Genomic DNA, 24641 nt, shown 5'->3' on the forward strand with positions numbered 1-24641 from the left:
ACATTCAACTCCCCTTCGACCTCTTTGTTTGTAAATTTGTTTGCGTTTTCTGAAAGCGGTTGCTTCCGATGTATTCATCTTATCATTCCCATTTCTCCATTCGTTAGTAAAAATTTTGTGCAGATTTGTCTTCTTATTGCCACAATGAAAACCTTTACAGAAAACGGTTGCACTTAATTTGGTTTTTTGTACTTTCTTTTGATTTTGTACTATTTTGAGCTGAAAATTTTACAAATATGCAGTGAGTCCGTGATTTTGCATATGAAAAACCCCTCATCTCCGGGGATCAGAAATGAAGGGTTGTTGTATTTTGAGACTTTTTGTTATCTTTTTCAACTCGTAATCAACGGCAACGTTACAGTGACTCTTGTCCCCTCGCCAACGTTGCTCATAATCGTCACACCATAAGGCGAGCCGTACAACAACTCAATTCGATCATGCACGTTTCGGATACCTATGCCACTGAACAGTTGACGATTATTTTTCGGATTGGGTAGTGCTCCTTCTACATTAAGTCCTGCAATACCATCTCCATTATCCATGATCTCACACACTAATGATTCTCCCGCGCGGGAAACCATCACATGAATCGTGCCCGTTTCTTTTTTGATAAACCCATGGAAGAAGGCATTTTCGATAAAAGGCTGAATCACCAGCTTGGGAACCTGATAGTGTGTGCAGTCCGGAGCTACGTAAAAGGCCGCTTTGATCCGTCCGCCATAACGCACATGGTTGATGAAGACATAATTTTTCAGGTTCTCGACCTCTTGCTCTACTGTTACCGTCTCTCTGACATCGCTAATCGTATTTTGCAACAAACCAATTAGCGCATTAATCGTTTCCGCAGCCCGATCTTTATTGCCCTGCTGTACCAGAACTTTGACAGAAGCCAGGGTGTTATACAGAAAATGAGGATTAATCTGGCTCTGAAGCGCCGCAAGCTCAGCATTACGTTGTTCCCGTTGCGTCTGTACAAGCTGATCCACGTAATCATGCAATTCATCTAGCATGTAATTGTACGCATGACCTAACTGCCTGCTCTCATAACTGCCGCTGATCGGGATATAGTTATCCAGATCACTCTTCGTAATGTTGGACATCTGTTTGACCAGTCTGCGTAGCGACTTCGTCATCTGACTCGTAATCAGGAATACCAGCAACAGAGCCGCAAACACAATCGCAGCACAGATCAATGCGACCGTCTTCATATCAATGAGCTGTCCCATCGCAGATTCCTTATCCACGATGTTTACCATATACAAACGGTAAAATGGTAAATATTCAGATAATATGATGCTATCCTGCCCCATGACTCGCGCATTGATGTTTTTGGGTGCCGTTTCATTTATGGTTTCGGCATATGATAACAGTTCAGATTGAGTCGTGCCAATCCAGTCTTCCCGGTTAGAGGATACGATCTCCCCTTTTTCATTCATAATGACGACATCATTGCCCCGGCTTGTAAAATTGGCGTAGAACTGACGGAATGACTCTTCCCTCATCGTGATATAAACCGTACCATAGATTTTGCTTCGCGTTCGATCCGTCAGCGCTTTGGTTGCAGAGATCATTCGCAATGTGCCCTCTTTGGTCTGGGCTTGGTAGTCATCGAAGATCAGACGACTCGGTGACTCGGTCGCTGCCTTTGTGATCTGATCCTGTTTTAATTCGTCGGCTGTTTTCTGGATGTATGAGGGGTTGGTCGAAAAACTTCGTCCATTTACCCCCGCAATCGTAATACCCACTTCATAAAACTCAATGATGGACTGAACCCGCTTCATCGTTTCCCGCATACTGTAGTACGATTTGGACATGGTAACCGAATCCCCATCCCCATCCGATAGAAACCCTCGAATAGCCCCACTTTGGGCCACATTGTTCGTCACCGCAGCGATGGAGTCGTTAAACGCATCAAAATTCGTTTTGATCTGGCTCAGCACCTTCGAATTCGTGATGCTGAACGTTTCAGTAAACAGATTGGTTGACATATGAATTGTTGTCCACAATATAAGCACTGACACCAGGACTATACTGACAACCATAACCAGAATTAGCTTGGGGAATAATCCGAGACGCGACAAGCCATTTTTCCACTTTTTCATGAAGTAATCTCATCCATTTCTATATTAAGCCCAAAATTTACGCCGATAGCGACTTGGAGATAGTCCTGTGAATTTTTTGAACACTTTACAGAAGTAACTGTGATCTGAATACCCCACCATACTGCTAATTTCAGATATCGTGACATCATCCGATCGTAGCAATTCCTCCGCTTTCTCAATGCGAATCTTGTTCAGATATTCATTAAATCCTTCTTTTTTATGTGACGAGAAGTAACTGGATAGATACGACGGGTTAAAATGAAAATGTTTGGCCACTTCGGACAGCCCCAAGGGCTGGTCATAGTGCGCATGCATGTAATCCAGCAACATGGTCATATTCGGATCACTTCGTTTGCCTCCTGAACCGGAAACACATTCCTGAACCTCCGTCATGAATTGTTCCAGAACCAGCATCACTTCGGTAAGCGTCGAGGCTCCATCCACATTTTTAAAATACGTATATTTACTCTCTTCAAGCCCCGCTGACTGCACATCCATATCTGCCAGGGTAATCGTGACATTGAAGATCAAGTTACCCAGAAATGATTTGATCTCGAATACATCAGCAATATAATCTCTCCCAAGTGTCGCGGCATGTTCATGCAAATATTCTTTGGCTGTCTCCACCCGATTGCGTTTTACATGTTGCAAAAACATATTGACGTTGAATTGATACCCTGCAGGATGCATTGGCGGAAGCTCGCCATCAATCAGAATTGCACGATTCGTATAATAGAAGCAAAACTCCATTAATTTAAGCAAACGCTCGCGATAGATGTCTCCCATCTTTTCAAAAGAAAGAAATCTCTCACTAAGCACCCACACCGGAGCATTCTGTCCTGCCCCTGCTTCCGCTGCCCATTCCCTGATCTGCTCAACCGTAGCTTCATCTTGCTCAGGTTTCATGTTCAGCAACATAACAGACAATCGGCTTTCTGCTGGTAAAATAGCACATTCAATCTCAGGCAAGCGTTTTCGAACCTCAGCTTCAATCTGATCCTGATTTTTCAAACTACTTTCAGTAATCTGAAATGCGAGCAAGCGAAAAGCGCCTAACGGGAAGTTTTCCCGAATAACAGGCATTTCGTTGTCTTCGTCCAGCGTGAATCCGGATAACATTTTCTCCATTAATTGACCAAGCCGCCAGCCATCATGGGATGGCTCGTATTGAAGCTCTGGTATTTTGCCGGCCGTACGTCTTAACACTTCCAGAAGTTCATTCGTATCCAGCTTGGGCTTCAATATGTAATCTGCCGCTCCATGCTGCAATGTAGATCGAACATATTCGAATTCACTGAAACTGCTCAGCACAATGACCTCAATATGCGGGTAACCCGCTTTGAGTGTACGAACAAAAGTTTCACCGTCCATAACAGGCATCACGATGTCGGTAATGACGATATCCGGTTTTAACAACTCCACCTGTTGCAGACCTTCTTCGCCATTGGATGCTTCCCCTACAATATTAAATCCTTCTGCTTCCCAGTTCATGTGGTGCTTAATACCCTGTCTAACCAGAAATTCATCGTCAACAATCAGCACCTTGCACAACCGGTTCATGATCGCGACCCCCCTGTCTCTTCTATCACTCTATATCTATACCGTTTAACCCTCTATATGTTGGTTATTGAAGTTGTTCTTGTTAGCGGTTACATGAACATTATAATAATCGTACATATTGTTATATCTTAAATCCTATGTTTAAGCAATAGTAACTACTTATAGTTTACACTATATTTCGACAAAACAAGAAGTCCCAAAAACGCCACGACCTACTCAGGCATTTTGAGACCTCTTGTTCATTATTATTTTCTCAATTCAATCATGAACCGAATGTTACGGCTCCATTCCCCATTCAAGTTGACCCGCAACATATCCAGTTACTTTGGACCAGTCAGCATAAGAGGTATGCGTTCCTTCAAAGGAGTAATCATCCGTTTGAGTGTAATTGGTCCAATTGTCTTTGGAAAAGCGAGTCTGGATTTCCGTGCTCTGTCCTGCGTTTAACATTCCCGCAGTTGCCTTGAATCCAACCTCTAACACATGATCCGCTCCTGGCAACGCAGGATTAATGGAACTGAACGTACCGGTAACATTGGCACTTCCCACAGCAGCCCAATCGCAGAAGAAATTTTGAGGCTGACTACCGTCAATCGTATAGTAATATCGAATTTTCACATCGGACAGATGGAGTGGAGTTGTACCGGTATTGGTCAGTCTAAATTTGGGAGTGATGGAACTGCCCGTAGCTGCCGTTGTTCCATTGTACATCTCGATACGAATTGTTCCACCTGGGATGACCACAGTTGTATCCTTAACGGTCAGGTTCAGCACCGCAGGGTTGCCTGCACTGAACTGAAAAGTTAACACAGCTGCACCTTTAGACAATGTGGCTAAATAATTTTTGGACAGCACAACCTGATTACCCGCAACGGTATAGTCGGTTCCGGCTACAAGTATCGCGTTTCCGTTCCGAATAGAGGTCAGTGTATTGCCATTAAGTGTTAACGTGACAGGAATATTGGCCTGATGATCCACATTCAGATCAAATTGAGCCGTTACCGGGGTGATGGTCGAATTAGGTACTGTAGGTGTGCCCCCATTGCCATTAACCGGGTCCGCATAGAGTATTCCGCGTCCGTTGGTACCTAGATATACTCTGCCATAAATACGTGGGTCACCTGTAATTGTGGTCACACGGGCGTACTGATGCTGATCATCGTTAATTCGCACCCAGTTCGTGCCACCATCATCAGAACGGAAGAATCCGCGAGTCCCATCAATCTGTGCAACGGCATACAAAGCGACAACACTTTGCCCAGGAGCTGCTTTACCAAAACCAATGCTGTCCGCTTCTTCTACATTGGCGAGCTTCGTAAAGGTCGCTCCAGAATCTGTTGAGTGCCACAAGCCGTAGGGCCCTTCTTCTTCATTGCCCCCAGCAAACCACAGTTCTCCTTCCACACCTGGCACAGCATCGAGGTCTGAATTACCTGAGGCAGGAAGCCCAGTAGCTGGAGATACAGTGAACGATGCTCCACCATTAACACTGACGTAAATTTTCCCTGCAGCGAAGCCATAAAACTTGCTCGGGTTAACTCTGTCGGAAATGACTTTGGCGCCTGCTGGTATGCCTGTACTTGCCGTCCAGGAATTACCGCCTACAGAGTGGAATACCCCGCGATCCGATGTGCTCCAGACCAGACGGTTGCCTGTCGCCGAGATGGCAACAGTTCCGCCTCCGGCAGTACCTGACGGCTCTGCACTTGCTTTGTACCACGTTTTTCCTCCGTCGCTGGATAATCCAATGGATCTCGCATTGGGATCAACCGTGTAATCTGCTTTCCCCACCCGTACCATGGTGTTTGGGCTCAATTCGGCAAAATCAATACTCTCTGTTGAAGGATAATTCGGATTCGTAAACATCGTTGCTGGAGCTTTGGTGAGATCATCATGACGGAACCCGGCAACATCACCGAGTGCACTAAGCAGATTCGCTCCGCTTGGCGGGCTAATCAAATCCATGACATTGGTTTCTTCAATGCCTTTGGCCATAACGGAAATGTTAATTTTCTTATCCTCGTCCCAATCCGTCAGATTGTTGGTTCCGTATATGGTTGCCCCCGTTCCATACATCAATCGGTCGGAATCAAACGGATCAATCTCCAGAGCAGCAATCATCCAGCCCAGCTTAGGCGAAATTTCCGGCGGTGCAGGATTCACACCGAAGGTTAACCAAGGCGCCGCGGAAATATCCTGCGTATATCTGAATTTTCGGTCAGGATACCCTTCAAAGTCCCATATTCGTGTCCAGGTATCTCCACCATCTTTACTACGGAACAGAATAGCATCAGGCCACCAGGAATTCAGCGTTGCGACCATTATCGTTCCAGGCTCCTGTGCATCAATAGCCAAGCCGCCATAACCATAATAGTTATCCGAACTGCTGCTCGGAACTGGGCTGATGTTCTTCCATACTCCGGTTGCTGTGTTTAGCTTCCAGACATCCCCTTTCGTTCCGTCGTAGGGTCCCGCACCATTACTGTAGGTAATATACAAACTTCCATCTACGTCCATTTTCCCATGATGAGGCAGATAACCCGTAGGTTGTCCGGGAACAGCAGTCCAGGTCAAGCCGCCGTCGGTACTGCGATAGATGCTTTCACTTTTATCAGCTACGCCGACATAAATGGTTTGTGAAGCCTGTCCCGCAGAGCCGCTTGTTTCATCAAAAGTAATCCAGGCGAGACCTATAATGTCACTTGTGTATTCATTAGCAGGGTTCTCAACATAGTTACCCGGATTCGGAAAACTGGTTACTTCACTCCAGGTTACTCCAGAATCTGTACTTTTCCATAATCCGTTGCCACTGCGGGCTCCGAAATACAATATGCTGTTATCATTCGGGTCCACAACCAGACGCTCACCCATGGAACGTCCGGGCATGTTTCCCCCTACCTTGAAGGGTAGCTCGGTTTTCTCCCACGTATCTCCGCGATCAGTGGAACGGAAGATATATCCGTTGTCCTTCACCCATGAGTTCGTATACGTCCCTACAGCCATGTACACCCGATCTGGATCAACAGGGTCGGAGGCGAGTGCATCTACCCCGTTATTGTTCCAGTCGTCCCAGCCTACAAAGTCAGTAAGCGGAGTCCAGCTACTATCCACCGGATTCCAGCGATAAGCTCCACCTATATCAGTGCGCGCATAGATCAAGTCCTTTTCAGATTCATTAAAGATAATGCCGGGTATAAAACCTCCGCCTCCGCCAGTAACGACGCTTTTCCATTCGTAGGCCTCACTCGGCGCAGCCTCTGAAGTTCCTGCCATCCCCAGACCACCCAGTGAAGCTGTAACAATAGCTACACTTAAACTCAGGATTCGTAACTTGCTCATCCACCTTTTCATCTCAACTACTCCTCCTTTTCGCATTTGTACATTTTGGCAATTCGGTCTATCCCCGCTGTCTCACCTGCTGATGATGGCGTATCAGACGAATCCATACCTTCTCCCTTAGAGGAGAACCACCTCCCTTCACTTTGCGGTTAAGCGCTTACAAAAATCTTTCGAACACCACCGCAAAATGGATAATTCTTTCAATAATAACATTCGATAGAAAACGTTTTTCCCCTCTGTGTAAATATCCACTTTTCAAAAAAAATTGTAATCCTCTGGTAAAATAAAAAAAGATGCTGTTCACACAGCATCTTTAAATCCACTATGATTTTTCCTGCTCACTTTGCTTACGCTTTTCGTCCGTAGACATGTGTTTCCTGCCCTTTAACACCCGGCTTAACGACAAATAATGCACCTGCTTGCGGCGTTTCCTGCAAGCGCTCTTCCTTAATTCCTATACGTGCAGTAGTAATATATAAATCTTCGAGATCCGGGCCGCCAAAACAACAGGAAGTCACCTGATCTGCATGCACTTCGATCTGCTGTAACAGTTCCCCTGTCTCCGGGTTCCAGCGGGTGACTCTTCCTCCACCCCAATGGGCAACCCACAGCATACCTTCCGCATCCACAGTCATGCCATCCGGGAATCCCATGTCTTCCGGCACTGAGATGATACTCGTCCGATTGGAGATCGTACCCGAAGCCAGATCAAAATCAAAACGATCCACGGAACGTGTCGGCGTATCGATGTAATACATGAACTCACGATTCGGGCTCCAACCCAGACCGTTGGAGGTGGATACTTGCTGCACCATATTGCGTACAGGCTTCCCTTCCTCCAGACAATATAATGATCCAGCCTTTTGTTCGTTGTTCAGGCTCATCGTACCGGCCCAAAAACGTCCGTATGCATCACATTTTCCATCATTGAACCGATTGGTAGATTTGTCTTGCTCAGGGTCCGCGATCGCTTGCTTCTCACCCGTGAGCAGATGATATGTATAGAAGCCGCTTCGGAGTGCAACGATCACTTCATCCCCACGATAGGGCACCACCGCTCCGACATGTTCACCCACATCATAAGCCTGATCCTCACCTGTCTCGGGATGGTATGCATGTACTTTAAACCCTTCAATATCTACCCATAACAAACGACTATTTTCCGCATCCCAGCTTGGTCCTTCTCCCAATTGTGCTGGTGTATCCACAACTACAGTTACATGACTCATATTATCGCTCCTTCTTAGGATTTCGTATTTCTCGTCCATTCAAATCCAATCGCATCTAGAAAAGCTTTGCTAAGTACCATGTGACCCGTAGCATCCGGGTGTACTCGATCATGTGTGAGAACCGATGTATAAAAATGATCCCACAGTGGCGCAAATGCTGCCTGCGTATCTACAAACAACGCGTCATATTCCGATGCTACTCTGCGAACCGCTTCTCCGTAGATGTCCATCGTCGCCCGCATCGGATCTTCCGGGTTCGCTTCCAGATAATACGGGGTCATAAGCACAAGCCCTTTCAGATTCGGGCGCACGGATGCGACCAGTTCACGCAATGTTGCCTCGTATTCCTCCAGAAACACCTGTGAGTCAGCCAGTGGGTGATCGAACTGCCGCCACACATCGTTAATACCGATCATAATTGTGAGCCAGTCCGGTTTCAGATCAAGTACATCCTGTTGCCAGCGTTGCTTCAAGTCACGAACGGTATTCCCACTATTACCCACATTCTGCAATCTCAGCATCAGTTCGGGATAAATGGACCGCAATAAAGCATACACCTGTGCCACATACCCATGTCCCAGCCCTGAACTTCCTTCACCTACAGGATGTGCTCGTCCGCAATCGGTAATGGAATCCCCGATAAAAAGAAGTCTGTCATTCTTTTGCAATTTCATGGCGTTGTTCTCCTTTGCTGGATATTGATCGGTTAGTTCACTGGCAAAATAGAGTTTGTGCCGTTGCCGACGTCACCAACCTTGATTTTTAAGCCAAGTGAGACATAGATCAGACCACACTCGAACCGTAGCATCATGCTCCGCCAGTCCTAAACCATGTGGACCTTTTTCAAAGATGTGAAGATCATATGGAATCCCATGTGCACCCAAAGCCAAAGCATACCGTAAACTGTTCTCCACGGGTACAGCCTGGTCATCACTCGTATGCCAAATAAATGCTTCAGGAGCATCTGCTCTAACCTGTCGCTCTGCACTGAACGCTTGAACCTGTTCTTCGGTTGCATCCTCGCCTAGCAAGTTGATACGCGAGCCTTCATGTCCATAAGACTCCATTGTGATAACCGGATAACAGAGAATGACACGGTCCGGCCTAGAGCTTACCTGTTCAATCGGATCCTCATGGCCCGGTTGTCCATCATCGTACTGCGTACCCAATGTTGCTGTGAGATGGCCACCTGCCGAAAAGCCAAGTACTGCAATTTTGGACGGGTTGATCCCGTAGTGTTCCGCGTGAGCTCTTACATAACGGATTGCACGTTGCCCATCCGCCAGAGGCGCCGGATGACTGTGCGGTGCTACTCGATATTTGAGCACAAAAGCACTAATGCCAGCTCGATTGAGCAACTCAGCAACGGGCGCACCCTCATGGTCAGCGAGATGGCCATAACCGCCCCCTGGACATACAATGACAGCGCTCTCGGAACCCGGTTGAATAAAAGGAATCAGATGTGGCATTTCGTCTTCATGGCCTGTAGCCGCGTATGGGGCCGCCTGCTCCCACAAAGGAATAATTGAACTCATGATCGGACTCATCCTCTCTCATGTATATGGAATAGATTCGTTTAATCGTTTTCGATTCTAGGATTCGATACCATCATAACGGCAACAGGAAGAAGCATCAATACCCTTCTGATCTTTTTGTTCAACCTTGGCGTAATTAGTACAAGTTGCGAAACTGTTCAGGTGTGGCCCCTTCAATCCGGCGAAATGTGGCAACAAAATGACTGGCATCCCGGAACCCGGCCCGTGCCGCAGTCTCCTTGATCGTAAGTTCCATACTGCCCGTCAGCATTTCTTTGGCTTTACGTATGCGAAGCAAAATGAAGTAACTGTAGGCCGTTATGCCGAAGGATTGTTTAAACAGCGTATTCATATGCCTGGATGAGATTCCGATAATGCATGCCATTTGTTCTAACCCGATGTCCGGGTCGCCGTAATGTTCCTCCATAAAGGCAAGCAGCGGAGCAAGCCTTGCTACAGCTTGGGAGATGGAAGAGCGATTGCCGGTCATTCCGTGTTTTTTCAGCAAAATCAAGAAACGATACATGTCCGCCGAGGCTTCCAATCCGGATAAATCCTGATCACTCCCGATCGAACTCAGCACATGCTGACCATAATCGCTTAGTGGACTATCTGTTTCCCACTGGCGAATATCGGCCTCACCCAACCCAAGTGAATCTATGATGGCGGCACACTGCGAACCACCAAATGTAATATAAATGGTCTCCCACTCGTTTTGAACACGAGCATATTCATGAGGCAGGTTTGGGGGAAGCAAAATACCCGAGGTTTCGCCAACAATTGCTGAAGTCCCTGACAGCTTGAACTCTCCTGCTCCCTTGACCGTTTGCAGCCAGTGGTAATACGGATAACCCGCAGTTCTGGAGACTTTTTCCTGATTTCCGTTATAGCCTATACTCTCGATATATAGTGGGAGCGGCTGATCCCGCGGTGTCATAAAAAAACGCTGATGCCCCGGTGAGATGAGCATGATAACCTCCTTAAATACAATAGAATCCAGTTCCATATTCTTATATGCATCATCACTTTTATTATATTTTAAAAGTCATATGTATCATATAGTATAGGATTATTCTTATACAAGAGGTGAGCACATTGATCAGCAGCAAATTACCCAAAATGTTTTATGGAGGCGATTACAATCCTGAACAATGGGATCATGAGACCCACCTGGAAGACCTCCGCATGTTTAAACTGGCGGGCATTGATATGGCCACGATTAACGTTTTTTCCTGGGCACTAATTCAGCCTGACGAGGTGACGTATAATTTTGAATATCTGGATCAATTGATTGATCGTTTGTACGAAAATGGGGTTTATATCTGCCTTGCCACAAGTACCGCCGCGCACCCGGCATGGATGGCCAAAAATTACCCCGATGTCCTGCGCGTAGACGCGGACGGACGCAAACGGAAATTTGGCGGACGGCATAACTCCTGCCCGAACAGTCCGACCTACCGGAAGTACTCCGAAATCATCGCAGACAAACTGGCCGAGCGATACAAAGATCATCCCGCAGTCCTTGTCTGGCATATTTCCAATGAATATGGCGGGGATTGTTATTGTGAAAACTGCGAAAAAGCATTCCGTGTATATCTCAAGAAACGTTATAAAACCATAGAACAGGTCAATAAAGCATGGAACACCAACTTCTGGGGCCATACGTTCTATGATTGGGACGAGATTGTGCTTCCAAGCAATCTGAGTGAACATTGGGGTCACAACAGTTCATCATTCCAAGGCATCTCACTGGACTACTCCCGTTTTAACTCGGACAGCATGCTCGAATGTTATCTGCTGGAGTACAATGCCATTAAAAAGCATATTCCCGATTCTGCCGTCACAACGAATTTGATGGGCTTTTTCAAACAGATCGACTATTTTAAATGGGCTAAATATATGGATATCGTGTCCTGGGACAGTTATCCCGGTCTTGCGACACCAATCAGCTATACCGCCATGGCTCATGATCTCATGCGCGGTCTCAAAGACGGTCAGCCATTTATGCTAATGGAACAGACACCCAGTCAGCAGAACTGGCAACCGTATAACTCACTGAAACGCCCTGGTGTCATGCGTCTATGGAGTTATCAGTCAGTCGCACACGGCGCGGATACCGTGATGTTCTTCCAGCTTCGCCGTTCCATCGGTGCATGCGAGAAGTACCATGGTGCCGTCATTGAACATGCAGGACATGAAAACACAAGGGTGTTCAGAGAGGTCGCACAGCTCGGCAAGGAACTGCAGATCCTCGGCGACACCACGCTTGATGCCAGAGTTCAGTCCAAGGTGGCGATTGTATTCGATTGGGATAACTGGTGGGCAATTGAAAAATCAAGCGGGCCAACGGTGGCTTTGAAATACGTCGAGCAAATTCACAAATACTACGCGGCATTTTTCCACCGCAACATTCAAGTGGACATTATAAGCGTAGACAGCGATATCAGCTCATACGATCTGCTTCTTGCACCTGTGCTTTATATGGTCAAACCAGGCTTTGCTGCAAAATTGGAGCAGTTCGTTGCGGCCGGCGGTACCTTCCTGACCACCTTCTTTAGCGGAATTGTTAACGAGCATGATCTCGTGACCACTGGCGGTTACCCCGGTGAGCTTCGAAACCTGCTTGGCATCTGGGTCGAAGAGATTGATGCTCTCCTACCCGAACAGAAGAATAGCATCGTTCTGAAGGAAACATGGGGCGCACTTGAAGGCGTATACGAATGCGGTATGCTGTGCGACCTCCTTCACAGTGAAGGTGCAGAAGTGATTGCCGAGTACGGTGAAGACTTCTATCAAGGCATGCCTGCACTTACATGTAATACCTTTGGTCAAGGGCAAGCCTGGTACGTCGCCACTGATCCGGAAAACATTTTCCTCGAAGGTTTACTCGCAGAGCTTGCGGCCGAAAAAAATATTAAACCTTTGCTCGAAACCCCGCAAGGTGTAGAGGTAAGCGCACGTACGAAAGATGGGTTAACTTATCTTTTTGTCATGAACCACAATGCTTCCCCGCAGTCATATGATCTCGGTGATTCAAGGGTCCGTGAGTTGTTAACAGGCAAGGAATACACTGGAGAGATTAGCATTGAAGCCCGCGGAGTGCACATTTTAGAACGCACAACGTAGCGGTATAATCTATATTGTTGCACCGCTACGCGTGCATAAGACTTCGAAAAGAAAATAAAAAACAATCCGGCAGTTTATTACAACTCGCCGGATTGTTGTCTTGTTTTATTTTGCAACACGTAGATGAGGTTAGAGAATAACTCCGTCTTTGAAGATCGCGATCTCCCGGAAACCATGCTGTTCGCTAAGAGTCTGCGCACGTCCTGAAGCAATATCAATAATCTGACTGAATAATTGTTCTTTGACTTGTTCCATCGTCTGTCCTTCAAGCAGCTGACCGGCATTAAAATCAATCCAGTGCTTTTTACGGTTCGCCAGGTCCGATTGCGTTGCAATTTTGACCGTAGGTACCGGACCGCCAAACGGTGTGCCGCGTCCCGTCGTAAACAGCACGATATGCGCTCCTGCCGCAGATAAAGCTGTCACGGAAACGAGGTCATTGCCGGGTGCCTCTACAATGTTTAGACCCGTTTTGGTCACCCGTTTACCGTAACGGAGCACATCGACAACCGAGGAGCGTCCTCCCTTTTGCGTACATCCGAGTGATTTTTCTTCAAGTGTTGTAATTCCGCCTGCTTTGTTACCCGGCGAAGGATTTTCGTAGATATTTTGACCATGATTCACGAAATATTGCTTGAAACCATTCACAAGGTCTACCAAATCGTTGAAGACATGCTCATCTGCCGCACGGTTCATCAGAATGGTTTCCGCTCCAAACATCTCCGGAACCTCAGTCAGAATCGCTGTTCCACCCGCAGCAACGAGCAGATCCGCAACAGCGCCTACGAGCGGATTCGCTGTAATGCCGGATAAGCCATCCGAGCCTCCGCATTTCAATCCAATTTTCAGTTTGCTCAGTGGCAGAGGCTGACGTTTCTCTTGCTCAGCAATCTCAACCAGCTCTTCCATTAAACGCAATCCTTCTTCCAACTCGTCCTCGGTCTCTTGCGCTTTGAGGAAACGTACCTTCTCCCGATACTCCGGTGCGATGCACTCACGGAACTGATCCACCTGGTTATTCTCACAACCTAAACCAATGACCAGCACACCACCAGCGTTTGGATGCTCGACCAGTGAGGCCAGCAACTGTTGAGTATATTTCAGGTCGTCCCCCAGCTGGGAACAGCCGAAAGGATGCGGAAAATGAAACACACCGTCCACCCGACGGCCAAATTGGGACTGCCCCATCCGTGCAAGAGCTTCACACACCTTGTTAATGCATCCAACGGTATTGACGATCCAGATTTCATTGCGGATTCCCGCTTCCCCGTTCGGACGCAAATACCCATCGAATGTTCGTAAATGTTCAGGAGGCATGTCTATCGTCATCGGTTGTCCTGGCTGATATTCATATTCAAGCAAACCATGCAGACCTGTCTTCAAGTTATGGCTGTGTATCCAGCTCCCCTGTGCAATTGCTTCCTGGGCGATGCCGATGGAAAAACCATATTTCATCACATCTGCTCCCTGTGCAAGATCGTGCACAGCGATTTTGTGCCCTTTAGGTACATCATCTTGCAGTGTGAACGAGTGACCATCCGGCAGATCGATACGCTCTCCCTTCACATAATCGCGAAGTGCTATGATGACATCGTCCTGAGGCTGGATCGCAATCCAGTCGTTGATTGTGCTTGTTGTACTCATTTCACTTCACCTTCCAGTTTACTGATTTCATGTACGAGTGCTGCTCGCAATCCTTCTTTTGCATCCAGATTCTCTCCCCAGATCACTTCATTGGAGAGAACCGCAGCAACCCTCTTCTCCAATTCAGCCGTTCCACTGGTCAAGTGATCGTAACCTTCCCAATGAGTAGCCAAAGCTGCCAGTACATCAGGGTCATCTCTTAGTGGAATCGTTTCTCCGCTCAAAAGCTGCGCTCTGTAGCCCTCCTGCGTCTGCAATGGGCGATATAAATAGAGGAATCCGGCAAAACCTTGTATTAGCCGCTCAGGCCAGCTTCCTTGACTCTGTTCATAGGCGAGCAGGGTTGGCAGTACACGTACTTTGAATTTACCGGCCGTATTCAGTGCAATGTCCTGCAACTTGTGATCAATATATGGATTTAAGAAACGTTCAAAGACTTCTTCCGCATATGGCTCCAATCCCAGCTCAGGCATATCCATAGCAGGCACAATCTCTTCAAGCACCGCTTGCCTAATCCAGGAACTAAACTGCGGATCTTCCATGGTTTCTCTTACATGTTGTTTACCGCGAAGCAAGCCCAGAGAAGACATCAGGGTGTGTGAGCCGTTCAGGATGCGCACTTTCCGAAGCTGATATGGCTTCAAATCTTTAACCCAGTGCACATTGAGCCCTGCTTGTTTCAATGGAAGGCGCTTGTCCAGCGACTCCTCGCCTTGAATCGCCCAGAAATGATAAGGCTCTGCCGTATTAATCAGTTGATCCTCATAACCCCAGCGTTCCGTGAGTGCATCTGCCTCTTCCTGAGTTGGCGCACCCGTCACAATACGATCTACCAGATTGTTCAGGAATTGATTGTGATGTTCGATCCAAGAGCGGAAGCTGTCCGAGAATCCGAAATCTTCACTATGACGGAGCACGCATTCTCGCAGAACATCACCATTGCCCTCCAGCAATTCACATGGCAGGTGAATGAGTCCTCTCGATGGATCTCCAGCAAAACGTACATATCTTTGATGCAAGAAAACCGTCAATTTACCAGGAAAAGATTGAACGGGCTCTCCTGGGATATAGTCTGATTGGATAAATTTCAAGCCGGATTCTGTCGTATTCGAGATTACAAATTCCAGCGATGGCAGCTCCGCAAGTTCCAGAAACGTCTGCCACTCCTCGTATGGATTAATAAATTGGGAGAAGACAGAGACCATTTCCGTACGTTCCACACGTTTCCCTTCAGAGAGACCACGCGTAATCATTGTATATAATCCATCCTGATCACGAATCTGCTCCAGCTTGGCCTTGCCCCCAGGCCGAGGCTGTGTCACGGCTACAGAGCCGTGAAATTTGCCTTGCCGAGCACTCTCATGAAGCATCCAGTCTGCGAATCCCCGTAAAAAATTACCTTCCCCGATCTGCAAAACTTTGACGGGACGTTCAATCATTTCTTTGCATTTGCGCTGACTATCATTGCCGAGCAGATGCATCTTCAATCTTGGCCGCTTTGTGCTTGCAGACATGGACACTCACCTCACCGATTATTTGCGAACTCAGAATGCGAACAGCATATGCTGGCATCCTTTTATTGTAAACGCTTTAAATTCATTGTATCATCAATAAAAGGAAATTAAATTGCTTATATTGCGTTAAATATACTGTTTTTTGATCAGAATTGACATCTTATCTGAGACATTTGTCTCCCAAAGGAGTCCCAATGGAACATTCACCAGTTCGCACCACCATTCAGACCGAATCGGGCATACCGTTCCGCCTTGTCTATAGTGATACGAAATCTCCACAAAATGAATTACCGGATCATCTGCACGACTGGCATGAAATTATATATGTCTATAGGGGACAGGGAAGTATTTTTATCGATGCAGGTCTCGAAGATATGCAGGAGGGAGATTTATTTCTTATTCCAGGCAGTACCGTGCACCGTGCATTGCCTGATGCAGGTAATCCGGTTACCTCTTCTGCACTGTTCTTCAGTCCGGGGTTACTGGCTTCAACCGCCGGAGGCATGTCCTCCTCCTTGCTACACCCATTTGAACGCTGTCGCAAACGGCGAATATACAAAAGGCATCTAAACCGTGCCGAGCAGGCACAAGTGTCTGCCTTCATTGATGATATTCATGCCGAGTTCCGTTCCGATCATCATCTGAGTTCTCACGCCGCACTGCTCCGACTGCAGCTCTTGCTTATTTTCCTTGAACGTCTGGATTCAGCTACCGGTCCTGCCCATGCTACAACATCACTACCTACTCCGTCATGGCTGTCCTCCATTCTGTCTGACATAGATCTTAAACTGCGCAATCGATTGACTTTACCTGAACTTGCACAACAAGCTGCCGTGTCTCCTGCTCATCTTAGCCGGGCATTCAAGCGTTACACCGGAATGACGCTAACGGATTATGTACTCGCTCGTAGAGTTATTATGGCGAAGGAGCATCTTCTGAATGGGGATGAAACGATGGCTGCTGTCGCAGATGCTTGCGGATTTGATAGTTTGCCTCATTTTTACAGACAGTTCAAGAAACTGACGGGCACGACACCGGCTGCATATCGCAGAACGATGGTACAACATCGCTAGGATGTGAAACGGAGATATGCACACACATATTATTCCAAGAGAGGATATGGTATGATATTCAAGGTTTGCGCAACACGATTATATTGTTACTGGAGTTGAACCTGTGATTATTAAATTTCTTATTTTTGGCCTGCTCTGGCAGATCGTTGGCAATCCGTTCATCGCCATTCTGATTCTGCTCGTCATCCTGTATTTCCTGGATCGTCGTTTTGTCGGCGTATTTCCAAGCTTCACCAAACCCCTTAAACGGTTGCGTAACATTTCCAGGTTGAAACAACAGATAGCGCTGAACCCTAACGAAGTATCTTCCAAGCTGGAACTGGCCCGATTGCTCATTGAACGCAAACGTTACAGTGAGGCACATGCCTTTTTGCTTGAACTGGAACGCCCTTACGAACAGTCTGCTGAGTACTGGGAAGCTTTGGGCACAACTGAACTGTATCTCGGCAAAATCTCGGAAGGCGAACGTCATATCTTGCATGCACTTGAGATTAACCCCAGAGTCAAGTACGGACAGCCTTATCTGAATCTGGCTACAGCCTTCAAGGATACGGATCGTGACAAAGCCCTTCATTATGTGCAGCAGTTTCAGGAAATCCATTCTTCCTCCAGTGAAGCCTTTTATCTGCTTGGCTCGGTATACCGTTCGCTAGGGCGTAATGAAGATGCCAAACAGGCATATGATCAATCCCTGAATGTGTATCGTTCCTTGCCCAAATATAAAAAACGTCAGGAACGGCGCTGGGCTGTCCGCAGTTGGTTCCGCAAACGTGCTTTGTAGATTGAACTACCTTCGTATATCAGCAAGCATCCTATAAAAGAAAGATAAGTGTGCTGGTTCTGCTTTTTTGTCCGTAGCAGAACCAGCACACTTATTTATTTGCCACGCATGTTAATTCGTTAACAATTGACGTAATTGATTCTCATGCCGCCTCATCCAGTCCATTCGCTGTTTGAGTTTCACAATTTGCTCTGCGGCCACCTCTGGTTTATCCGTCCCTTCCAGCATCCGGCTGATAAAATGCATAACCACATCCAGACTTCGCAGCAAAATCAGCTGCGGGATTGCTTTCAGTTCGTCAGCGGTGAGTTCAACCTCTTCTCGAAAGCCCTGCACCAGATTAGCCTGCGCCTGCCACATCCATTCTTCGCTCTTGTCCATGGTCAGCATGTCAGACATCGGAACAGCCAGTTCCATGACCCGCAGATCCCAGGTGGCAAACTCAAAATCAAGAATCGCACTCATGTTGCCTTCTGGGTCTACCAGCACATTGGATGCGTTCACATCACCATGCACGATTTGATGCGGAAGTTGCTCCATTCCACGCAATGCTTTGAACAAACCTGGCAGTTCAACCAGCAACTGCTCTAACTCCTCGGCACAAACCTTCAGCGTTTCCGGCGGCGAAGCACACATTCCCAGTAAACGTTCTGGTGTACACAGCGGATAAGCCTCGTCGATCCGGTAATATGGCGGATATACCGGCTTAAGTTCCAATTCGAGCTTGGCAAGTTCTGTTGAGAGATTTCCCGCTGCCCGCCCCAAAGGAAGCAATTGCTCGGGGGAATCCCATACCGGATTTACGCCTTCCAAATAACGAAACAGAGCCACGACTTTAAAAGTTCCCGTGATATGATCTTGTACAAGCTGGTAAGTCTGCCTATTCTCCTCATTAGAATGGTTACTTTCCTTCGATTCTTGATCGCCGGTCTCGCCGCTACTACTAGATAATGAAATGACTGGTGTTGGCGAATGAAGTTTAAAATCTGTATTGGACAGTGCGATAAGCACGCCATGTTCAAAAGCTATTTTCGCTTGATCATTATGTGTTTCGTATTGTCTCATAACATAATCTGCATCACGGGTGTGAAGCACAAAAGTAGAGTTATTCATACCTCCATTGCTGCGCTTACCTTGCCATTCCGATCTGAAGCCGTACAAGGCTAACACTTCAGAGATTAATTGCTTTTCCGATGGAAGAAGAGAATTTTGCTGTTTGTTAGACACCGATTTGAACTCCCCTGTTACGATAATTTGAATGAACTCTTTCATCATATCGGAAGTTGTAAGGCGGGTCTAGTTTTCTTCAGGCTTCAAGCAAAAGGAACATAGCCCGTTCGATTCAACTGCTCCGCGATAATCCGGTACCCTCTTGCGTTTGGATGGACTCTGTCCCAGAACAGCAATTCTCGCTCACGTCCTTCAAACTTGTCGTACACCTGAGCACATGCATAGTTACCTGAACCTGCACTATTAAGATAAGAATTGTACTGTCGCACCCAGTATGCAGCTTCGGTTGATTGTGGATACGGGTTGTACAATCCAATGGAACGAACAAAGTACTTCTGATCCCCTTTTAACTGCCGAATTTGTCGCATAACCTGAGATACATGATGACGTGTTTCACCAAGCACCTGTGTCATTTTCCCTGCATTTGGAATACCTCCGCTAGCTTTAAATGTACGGATCAGATCGTTACCACCAATGGATACCGTAATCATATCTGCTTCACGTATCGCTTGACGCACCCGAGGATGTCCGTTAATCATCTGCTGAAGTTCTGCCGATGTTAGTCCGTTCACACCCAAATTGTCCATAGATACAAATGTACGAAGGTTCATTTCCGCCATACGGCGATAGATTGGAACAAATCCGGTTCCGAGCAAAGCTCCTGTACCTACCGTCAAGGAATCCCCTATAGCTACATAACGATATACCATCCCGCCGCCCCTCTCTCTGCTGATCTCCCTGATCATTCATGACTCCCTATATCCTATGAAGATCGATTCGACAAAGCGCGGGATAGTGTCCTTAGGCAAACACCAATCTTTGTGTCCATGATGAGTATTATAAAAAAGAAAGCCCCACCACATGATGCGGCAGAGCTTCCTTTCCATATGAAATATCATCAATGATGATCACATACCAACGGTATGATTCGATTCGGAAGATTCCGACTGTTCCTTGTTACGGAACGGCCACCAATTCGCCCGCCCGAACATCTTCACCATTACAGGTACGAAGAATGGCAGGAATAAGAGGGAATACAGAATCAGACCACTAAGCACAACGGTAGCGATTTGCATCATCGAGAGTACCCCAGACGGGTACATCGCCGCGAAAGTTCCACTTAGAATGACCGCCGCGGATAAGATGACGGTTCCCATGTTTTTCATCGCGTATAACATTGCATCCTGTACTCTCATTCCTTTGTTTTCGTTAAATCGATCCATAAGGAAAATGCTGTAATCAACGCCAAGCGCAATCAGCATAACGAATCCAAAGAATGGCGTAACCCAACTGATTCCGGCATAACCCATGATATTCACAAAGACCACTTCCGTAAGTGCCATCGATGTGAAGTACGCAAGCAGAAGTGAAATAATGAGATAAATCGGCATGATGACGGAACGAAGCAGGATTACCAAGATGATAAATGTTCCTGCGAGCATCAGCATAACGGTACGTGTGTAGTCTTTGTTCGAGATCGACTGCAAATCGGCAAACGTGCTGGTTACACCGCCTACGGCAACATCGGCTTTTTCAAGCGCACTGCCCTGAACTGCACGATGTACTGCCGCTTCGATATCTGGCACACGGTCAATCGCTTCTGTACCATACGGATTCTCAGCAAAAATAACATCCAGCGTCATCGTCTTGCGATCTTTCGATAGATACGTATCAAACACTTTTTTGAAGTCCTTGTTATTCAAGGCTTCTTCAGGTACGTACCAGCCTGCGAGATCCGAATCCGGTGAATTTTGCAGTTGTGTCAGATAATCCTGAGCGGAATCGAGACCGCCCGACACCTTCTTGATTCCATCAACACTTTGATTCAAGCCATCTGTCAATTGTGTTAATTGACCACTGAGATCCGAGAAGCCCTTCTGGATCTTCTCCTGCCCTCCCTGAAGCTGACCCAGACCATTCTGGATAGAAGGGATTTCTTTGATCACCTTACCTTGACCATCGGCAGCCTGTTTCAATCCTGTTTCCAGTTGACCAATACCTGTTACAATCTGACCCAGACCATCGGCCAAAGCCTTCTGTCCGGACGCTGCGGAAGCAAAACCTTCATTCGCTTGATTGATTCCAGCCGCCGCTGCACTCAGATTCGTCTGAATTTTGGAAAGTCCCTGCGCAAGCTGCGCAGTGCCTGAACCGGTTTGACCAATCGTGCCTTTGATGCGTTGATAGTCAGCATCTTGCTGCAACTCAGGGAAACGCTCTTCCAGAGCAGAGAAAGATGCTGTAAGACTCGTCAAAGCTGTTGAAACACCTGTCAATTGCTGCTCCAGTTCCTTCGTTCCATTCCCCAGCGCAGCAACACCTGCTCCTGCCTGACGGTAGGCTTGCAACAACTGATCATTCGCTTTGGCTAGCTGGTCTGCACTGGTTTTGGCTTGTTGAAGTCCGGCTTTGAGATCCCCTGCACCAGACGATCCGTCCCGAATCCCTTTTTCAATGCGCTTTAGTCCGTCGCTAAGCTGCGTAATACCGGATTGCAGCTGGCTTGTTCCCTTGGTTAGCTGACCTGCTCCGTTTGCTGCCTCTTTAAGCTGTGGTTCATTTTTGCTCAATTCATTACTAGCTTTGCTAAGACCATCGCTGATTTTATCCAGACCTGTCTTGCCCTCGCCCAGACCATCCGATAGTGTACCTACCTGTTTTGTTACTTCAAAATCTTTGATCTCATCCCCCGTTGGACGTGTCATACTACGAACACCCGCAACACCGGGAACCTTCTCTACTTCGCGGCTGATCTTCTCTGCCACAGCCATATATTTGGCATTATCCATCGTTTCGTCATTCTGAATGACGATCTGACCCGGCAGGGATTCTCCTGGCCCGAAGCTATCTGAAATAATATTAAAAGCTTTGACCGAATCGTATTTGTCACCAATCTCATCCAGACTGTTGAATGATAATTTCCCGTCATATGTCAACAAAAGAGGCACCGTAACTGCGGCAACAATCAGCAGAGCTGCCCACGGACGTTTAAGTGAGAATTTGCCCGCAGCCCCATAGATTTTGCTCTCGGCATGTTCAAGTGATCCTTTGGATGGCCAGAATAACTTTCTGCCCAGCACAGCCATAAAGAATGGCACAATCGTCACGAGTGCCAGCATCATCACGGCAATCCCTACAGCGACAGCGACCGCAGAACGGTACAACATAAACTGGGCGAAACCGATGGCCACGAATCCAACCAGCACTGCCAGAGCAGAGAAAAATACTGTTTTACCTGCGGTGCGATATGTAGCTATAATGGCATCCCATGTGTTCTCATGGTGCGCAAGTTCTTCCTTGAACCGGCTGATCAATAGAATGCAGTAGTCTGTACCGATCCCGAACATGACTGCAACCATAAAGATCTGTGTGAACGTAGAGAGCGGGAAGTTAACCCCATCGACCAGGAACGCAACAATCTGCTGGGATACGATGTAACTGATGCCCACCGTCAGCAGCGGTACGAATGGTGCCACGAACGAGCGGAACACGAGGAACAGAATAAGCAAAATAAAGACAACCGTAATGTATTCCGATTTTTTGAGTCCTTCCTGAGAACTCTCAATCGTATCTTCATCAATTAACCCTTTACCTGTAATATAATGCTCAACATTCACTGATTCCAGCGCATCATTCAGATCGTTCCGCATTTCCTTTACCGTGCGGTCACCCATCTCAATGGAGAGTGAAGTCAGAATGGTTTTACCGTCCTTCGAGATCATTTTGTCTGACAGTTCTGGCTGTGAGAATGGTTCCAGAACAGACAGAATGCCGAGTTTTTGTTTATCGGCCTCAAGCAGTTTAACCGCCTTTTCCGCCTCTTGTTTACCTGTTGTGCCAAGACCATCTGGATTATAAAACACCAGTGCAATAGAAGTTCCTTTTTGTTCTCCATTTTGGGCTGCGGCTTCATTCAAAATTGCCGCTGCGTTTGTGGAAGAGTACCCCTCCGGCACGGAAAACTGTCCTTTTTCACGAATTAATTCGCTCATGTTTGGCGCGGTAAACATCAATACAGCTGCGGCGACAATCCACAGCCCCATGATCCACCAGCGTCCTTTTAATATCGCTCTCATTACTTCTCCAGCCCTTCTTCTTGTGCTAGTAACGCTGCAAGCTTCTCAAAAGATTCAATAAAGTTCTGGACCGCTTCTGGTGTAAAATGTTTCAAGTAAGGTTCAAGAACCTTCTGGATTTCCAGCTCAGTCTCCTTGTAAATCTGAAGACCAGCCTCGGTCAGAGTCAGATAGATAACACGACGATCACGTTCATCCCCTGCACGATGCACCAGATTCCGGTCAGCCAGCTTGTTGACCAGAGCCGTAATGCTACTCTTGCCCACACACAGGAGCTCCGCAAGATCCGACGGGGTGCAGGCAGGCTTTTCATGTATGAGGCGCAGTGCACAAAACTGATCCGTTGTGACCGTTTGCCCTACCTTTTCCCGTATCTGGGTATCAAACCGCTTGTTAACCAGGAAAGACGCATCCAGATAACGATTCACCAAACTTTTGGCATCTGGGATGTTCATATATTTTTCTCCTTTCAAAACTAGTTCACATAACGAACTATTCATCAGTAAAACTATTCTATAATGAAACTATGTTGTGAAGCAATACTTTTTTTCCTACTCCTTAAACAAGAAAACAGGACATCCGGCTCAGCACTTTTGCCAAGCCAAATATCCTATCTGATTTAATCGTATATGATTATACGCAAAACGTTTTAAAGCACATCCCTTGCTAAGCTTCCTGCTCATCGTCCTCTTTCTCAAACACACAGCGGAATCTCTCCACGCCTGGATACAGTTCACCGAGACTATAAACGACAAATCCCGTGTTTCGGTAAAACTCCACCGCTTCCTGATCTGTCTCTGCGATCAAAGTATCCGGATTGTACTCTGCAAGAAGTTGTGAAATCATGCCCCGCCCATAATTTTTGAAGCGGTTCTCGGGCAGAACTGCAATATGGCGAATGGTAATTTCGCTCGCTCCCGTATGTTCATAGCCAATTAGACCAACCAGCTGTTCTTCATCCTCATATCCCGTCAGAAACAGGTTACTTTGTGTCACATATTGCTGTACCGTTTCATTAACCTGATCCGGGTCTGGGAATACAGCGTAAGAGAGCAGCTCCTGTACCTCCGGCTCCTGCAGTCGTGGCTTCAAATTTTTCAACAAAACAATTCCTCCAATATAAGTACTTAGTCTTTCTGCACAGCAAACCGAAGCAACTCGCAACGAAACTCTGTCGGTTTATCATATTTCTCTTCTTGGATCGTCTGGGTTACATGCTCCTGAAACAGAATATTCCAGCCCTCGTAGGCTTGTTCCAGTAAAGCCATGACTTCGGATGTCGGCAGGTTCAATTCAATCAATGGCTCAATCTGACGGCCTGTCTGGATTTCTTTTTCCTCCACACTGGTACTCATCGTAATACAATGGATACCTCCGAGCCGGGTTCCCTCTTTTAATCGTTCCACTGTTTCAAGAAAAGCCTCTTTGCTAG

17 protein-coding genes and 1 pseudogene are annotated in these 24641 nt (G+C 46.9%); 3 read left to right on the forward strand and 15 right to left on the reverse strand.

Annotation, left to right across the window (positions count from 1 at the left end; all coding sequences use genetic code 11):
- Window positions 1-332 precede the first annotated feature (332 nt).
- The 7 genes from H7T88_RS23570 to H7T88_RS23600 all read right to left on the reverse strand — a co-directional run bounded on the left by H7T88_RS23570 (window position 333) and on the right by H7T88_RS23600 (window position 10735).
- Window positions 333-2102, reverse strand: coding sequence for a cache domain-containing sensor histidine kinase (locus H7T88_RS23570; RefSeq protein WP_090923920.1), 1770 nt, complete (start codon window positions 2100-2102; stop codon window positions 333-335).
- A gap of 24 nt (window positions 2103-2126) precedes the next feature.
- Window positions 2127-3662, reverse strand: a complete 1536-nt coding sequence (locus H7T88_RS23575; protein WP_221790620.1) for a response regulator transcription factor — start codon at window positions 3660-3662, stop codon at window positions 2127-2129.
- Window positions 3663-3938: 276 nt separating this feature from the next.
- On the reverse strand, window positions 3939-7013 hold the full coding sequence (locus tag H7T88_RS23580; protein ID WP_221790622.1) for a cellulose binding domain-containing protein: 3075 nt from the start codon (window positions 7011-7013) through the stop codon (window positions 3939-3941).
- A gap of 335 nt (window positions 7014-7348) precedes the next feature.
- Entirely contained in the window at window positions 7349-8230 is an 882-nt protein-coding gene (locus tag H7T88_RS23585) for an SMP-30/gluconolactonase/LRE family protein (protein ID WP_154886418.1), read from the reverse strand.
- Between the two features lie 14 nt (window positions 8231-8244).
- Window positions 8245-8904: an SGNH/GDSL hydrolase family protein gene (locus tag H7T88_RS23590; protein WP_090923924.1), complete on the reverse strand. Its 660-nt coding sequence runs from the start codon at window positions 8902-8904 to the stop codon at window positions 8245-8247.
- 72 nt (window positions 8905-8976) lie between these two features.
- Window positions 8977-9765 carry an alpha/beta hydrolase gene (locus H7T88_RS23595; RefSeq protein ID WP_154886419.1) on the reverse strand — a complete coding sequence of 263 codons (789 nt, stop codon included), beginning with the start codon at window positions 9763-9765 and terminating at the stop codon, window positions 8977-8979.
- A 136-nt stretch (window positions 9766-9901) separates the two neighbouring features.
- On the reverse strand, window positions 9902-10735 hold the full coding sequence (locus H7T88_RS23600; RefSeq protein ID WP_221790623.1) for a helix-turn-helix domain-containing protein: 834 nt from the start codon (window positions 10733-10735) through the stop codon (window positions 9902-9904).
- A 125-nt stretch (window positions 10736-10860) separates the two neighbouring features.
- Here H7T88_RS23600 and H7T88_RS23605 point away from each other — a divergent pair, with 125 nt between their 5' ends.
- Window positions 10861-12891, forward strand: coding sequence for a beta-galactosidase (locus H7T88_RS23605; RefSeq protein WP_221790625.1), 2031 nt, complete (start codon window positions 10861-10863; stop codon window positions 12889-12891).
- A 129-nt stretch (window positions 12892-13020) separates the two neighbouring features.
- On the opposite strand, the gene H7T88_RS23610 is transcribed toward H7T88_RS23605, so the two are convergent.
- Window positions 13021-14535, reverse strand: a complete 1515-nt coding sequence (locus H7T88_RS23610; protein ID WP_186809552.1) for a UxaA family hydrolase — start codon at window positions 14533-14535, stop codon at window positions 13021-13023.
- The gene (locus H7T88_RS23615) at window positions 14532-16049 is read right to left on the reverse strand and encodes a tagaturonate reductase (protein ID WP_221790627.1); all 1518 of its coding nucleotides are present in this window, start codon (window positions 16047-16049) and stop codon (window positions 14532-14534) included. Before H7T88_RS23615 ends, H7T88_RS23610 begins: the two co-directional genes overlap by 4 nt.
- A 194-nt stretch (window positions 16050-16243) precedes the next feature.
- Here H7T88_RS23615 and H7T88_RS23620 point away from each other — a divergent pair, with 194 nt between their 5' ends.
- Window positions 16244-17122 carry an AraC family transcriptional regulator gene (locus H7T88_RS23620; RefSeq protein WP_154983918.1) on the forward strand — a complete coding sequence of 293 codons (879 nt, stop codon included), beginning with the start codon at window positions 16244-16246 and terminating at the stop codon, window positions 17120-17122.
- 103 nt (window positions 17123-17225) lie between these two features.
- Window positions 17226-17903 (forward strand): tetratricopeptide repeat protein, encoded by a 678-nt coding sequence (locus tag H7T88_RS23625; protein ID WP_221790629.1) that lies wholly within the window; start codon window positions 17226-17228, stop codon window positions 17901-17903.
- Window positions 17904-18014: 111 nt separating this feature from the next.
- Here H7T88_RS23625 and H7T88_RS23630 read toward each other — a convergent pair whose 3' ends face one another.
- The 6 genes and pseudogenes from H7T88_RS23630 to H7T88_RS23655 all read right to left on the reverse strand — a co-directional run.
- A complete protein-coding gene (locus tag H7T88_RS23630; RefSeq protein ID WP_221790631.1) occupies window positions 18015-19130 on the reverse strand; it encodes a phosphotransferase enzyme family protein in 1116 nt (371 codons plus the stop codon).
- A gap of 86 nt (window positions 19131-19216) precedes the next feature.
- Entirely contained in the window at window positions 19217-19879 is a 663-nt protein-coding gene (locus H7T88_RS23635; RefSeq protein WP_260511091.1) for a GDSL-type esterase/lipase family protein, read from the reverse strand.
- Window positions 19880-20041: 162 nt separating this feature from the next.
- Window positions 20042-23209, reverse strand: a complete 3168-nt coding sequence (locus tag H7T88_RS23640) for an MMPL family transporter (protein WP_221790632.1) — start codon at window positions 23207-23209, stop codon at window positions 20042-20044.
- Entirely contained in the window at window positions 23209-23664 is a 456-nt protein-coding gene (locus H7T88_RS23645; protein ID WP_221790634.1) for a MarR family winged helix-turn-helix transcriptional regulator, read from the reverse strand. The genes H7T88_RS23640 and H7T88_RS23645 overlap by 1 nt, the downstream gene beginning before the upstream one ends.
- A gap of 211 nt (window positions 23665-23875) precedes the next feature.
- Window positions 23876-24310, reverse strand: coding sequence for a GNAT family N-acetyltransferase (locus H7T88_RS23650; RefSeq protein ID WP_260511092.1), 435 nt, complete (start codon window positions 24308-24310; stop codon window positions 23876-23878).
- Window positions 24311-24336: 26 nt separating this feature from the next.
- Window positions 24337-24641: pseudogene (locus tag H7T88_RS23655) on the reverse strand (class I SAM-dependent methyltransferase); the annotation flags it as partial.

This window comes from Paenibacillus cucumis (ex Kampfer et al. 2016), from assembly GCF_019748695.1.
Classification (GTDB): Bacteria; Bacillota; Bacilli; order Paenibacillales; family Paenibacillaceae; genus Paenibacillus; species Paenibacillus polysaccharolyticus.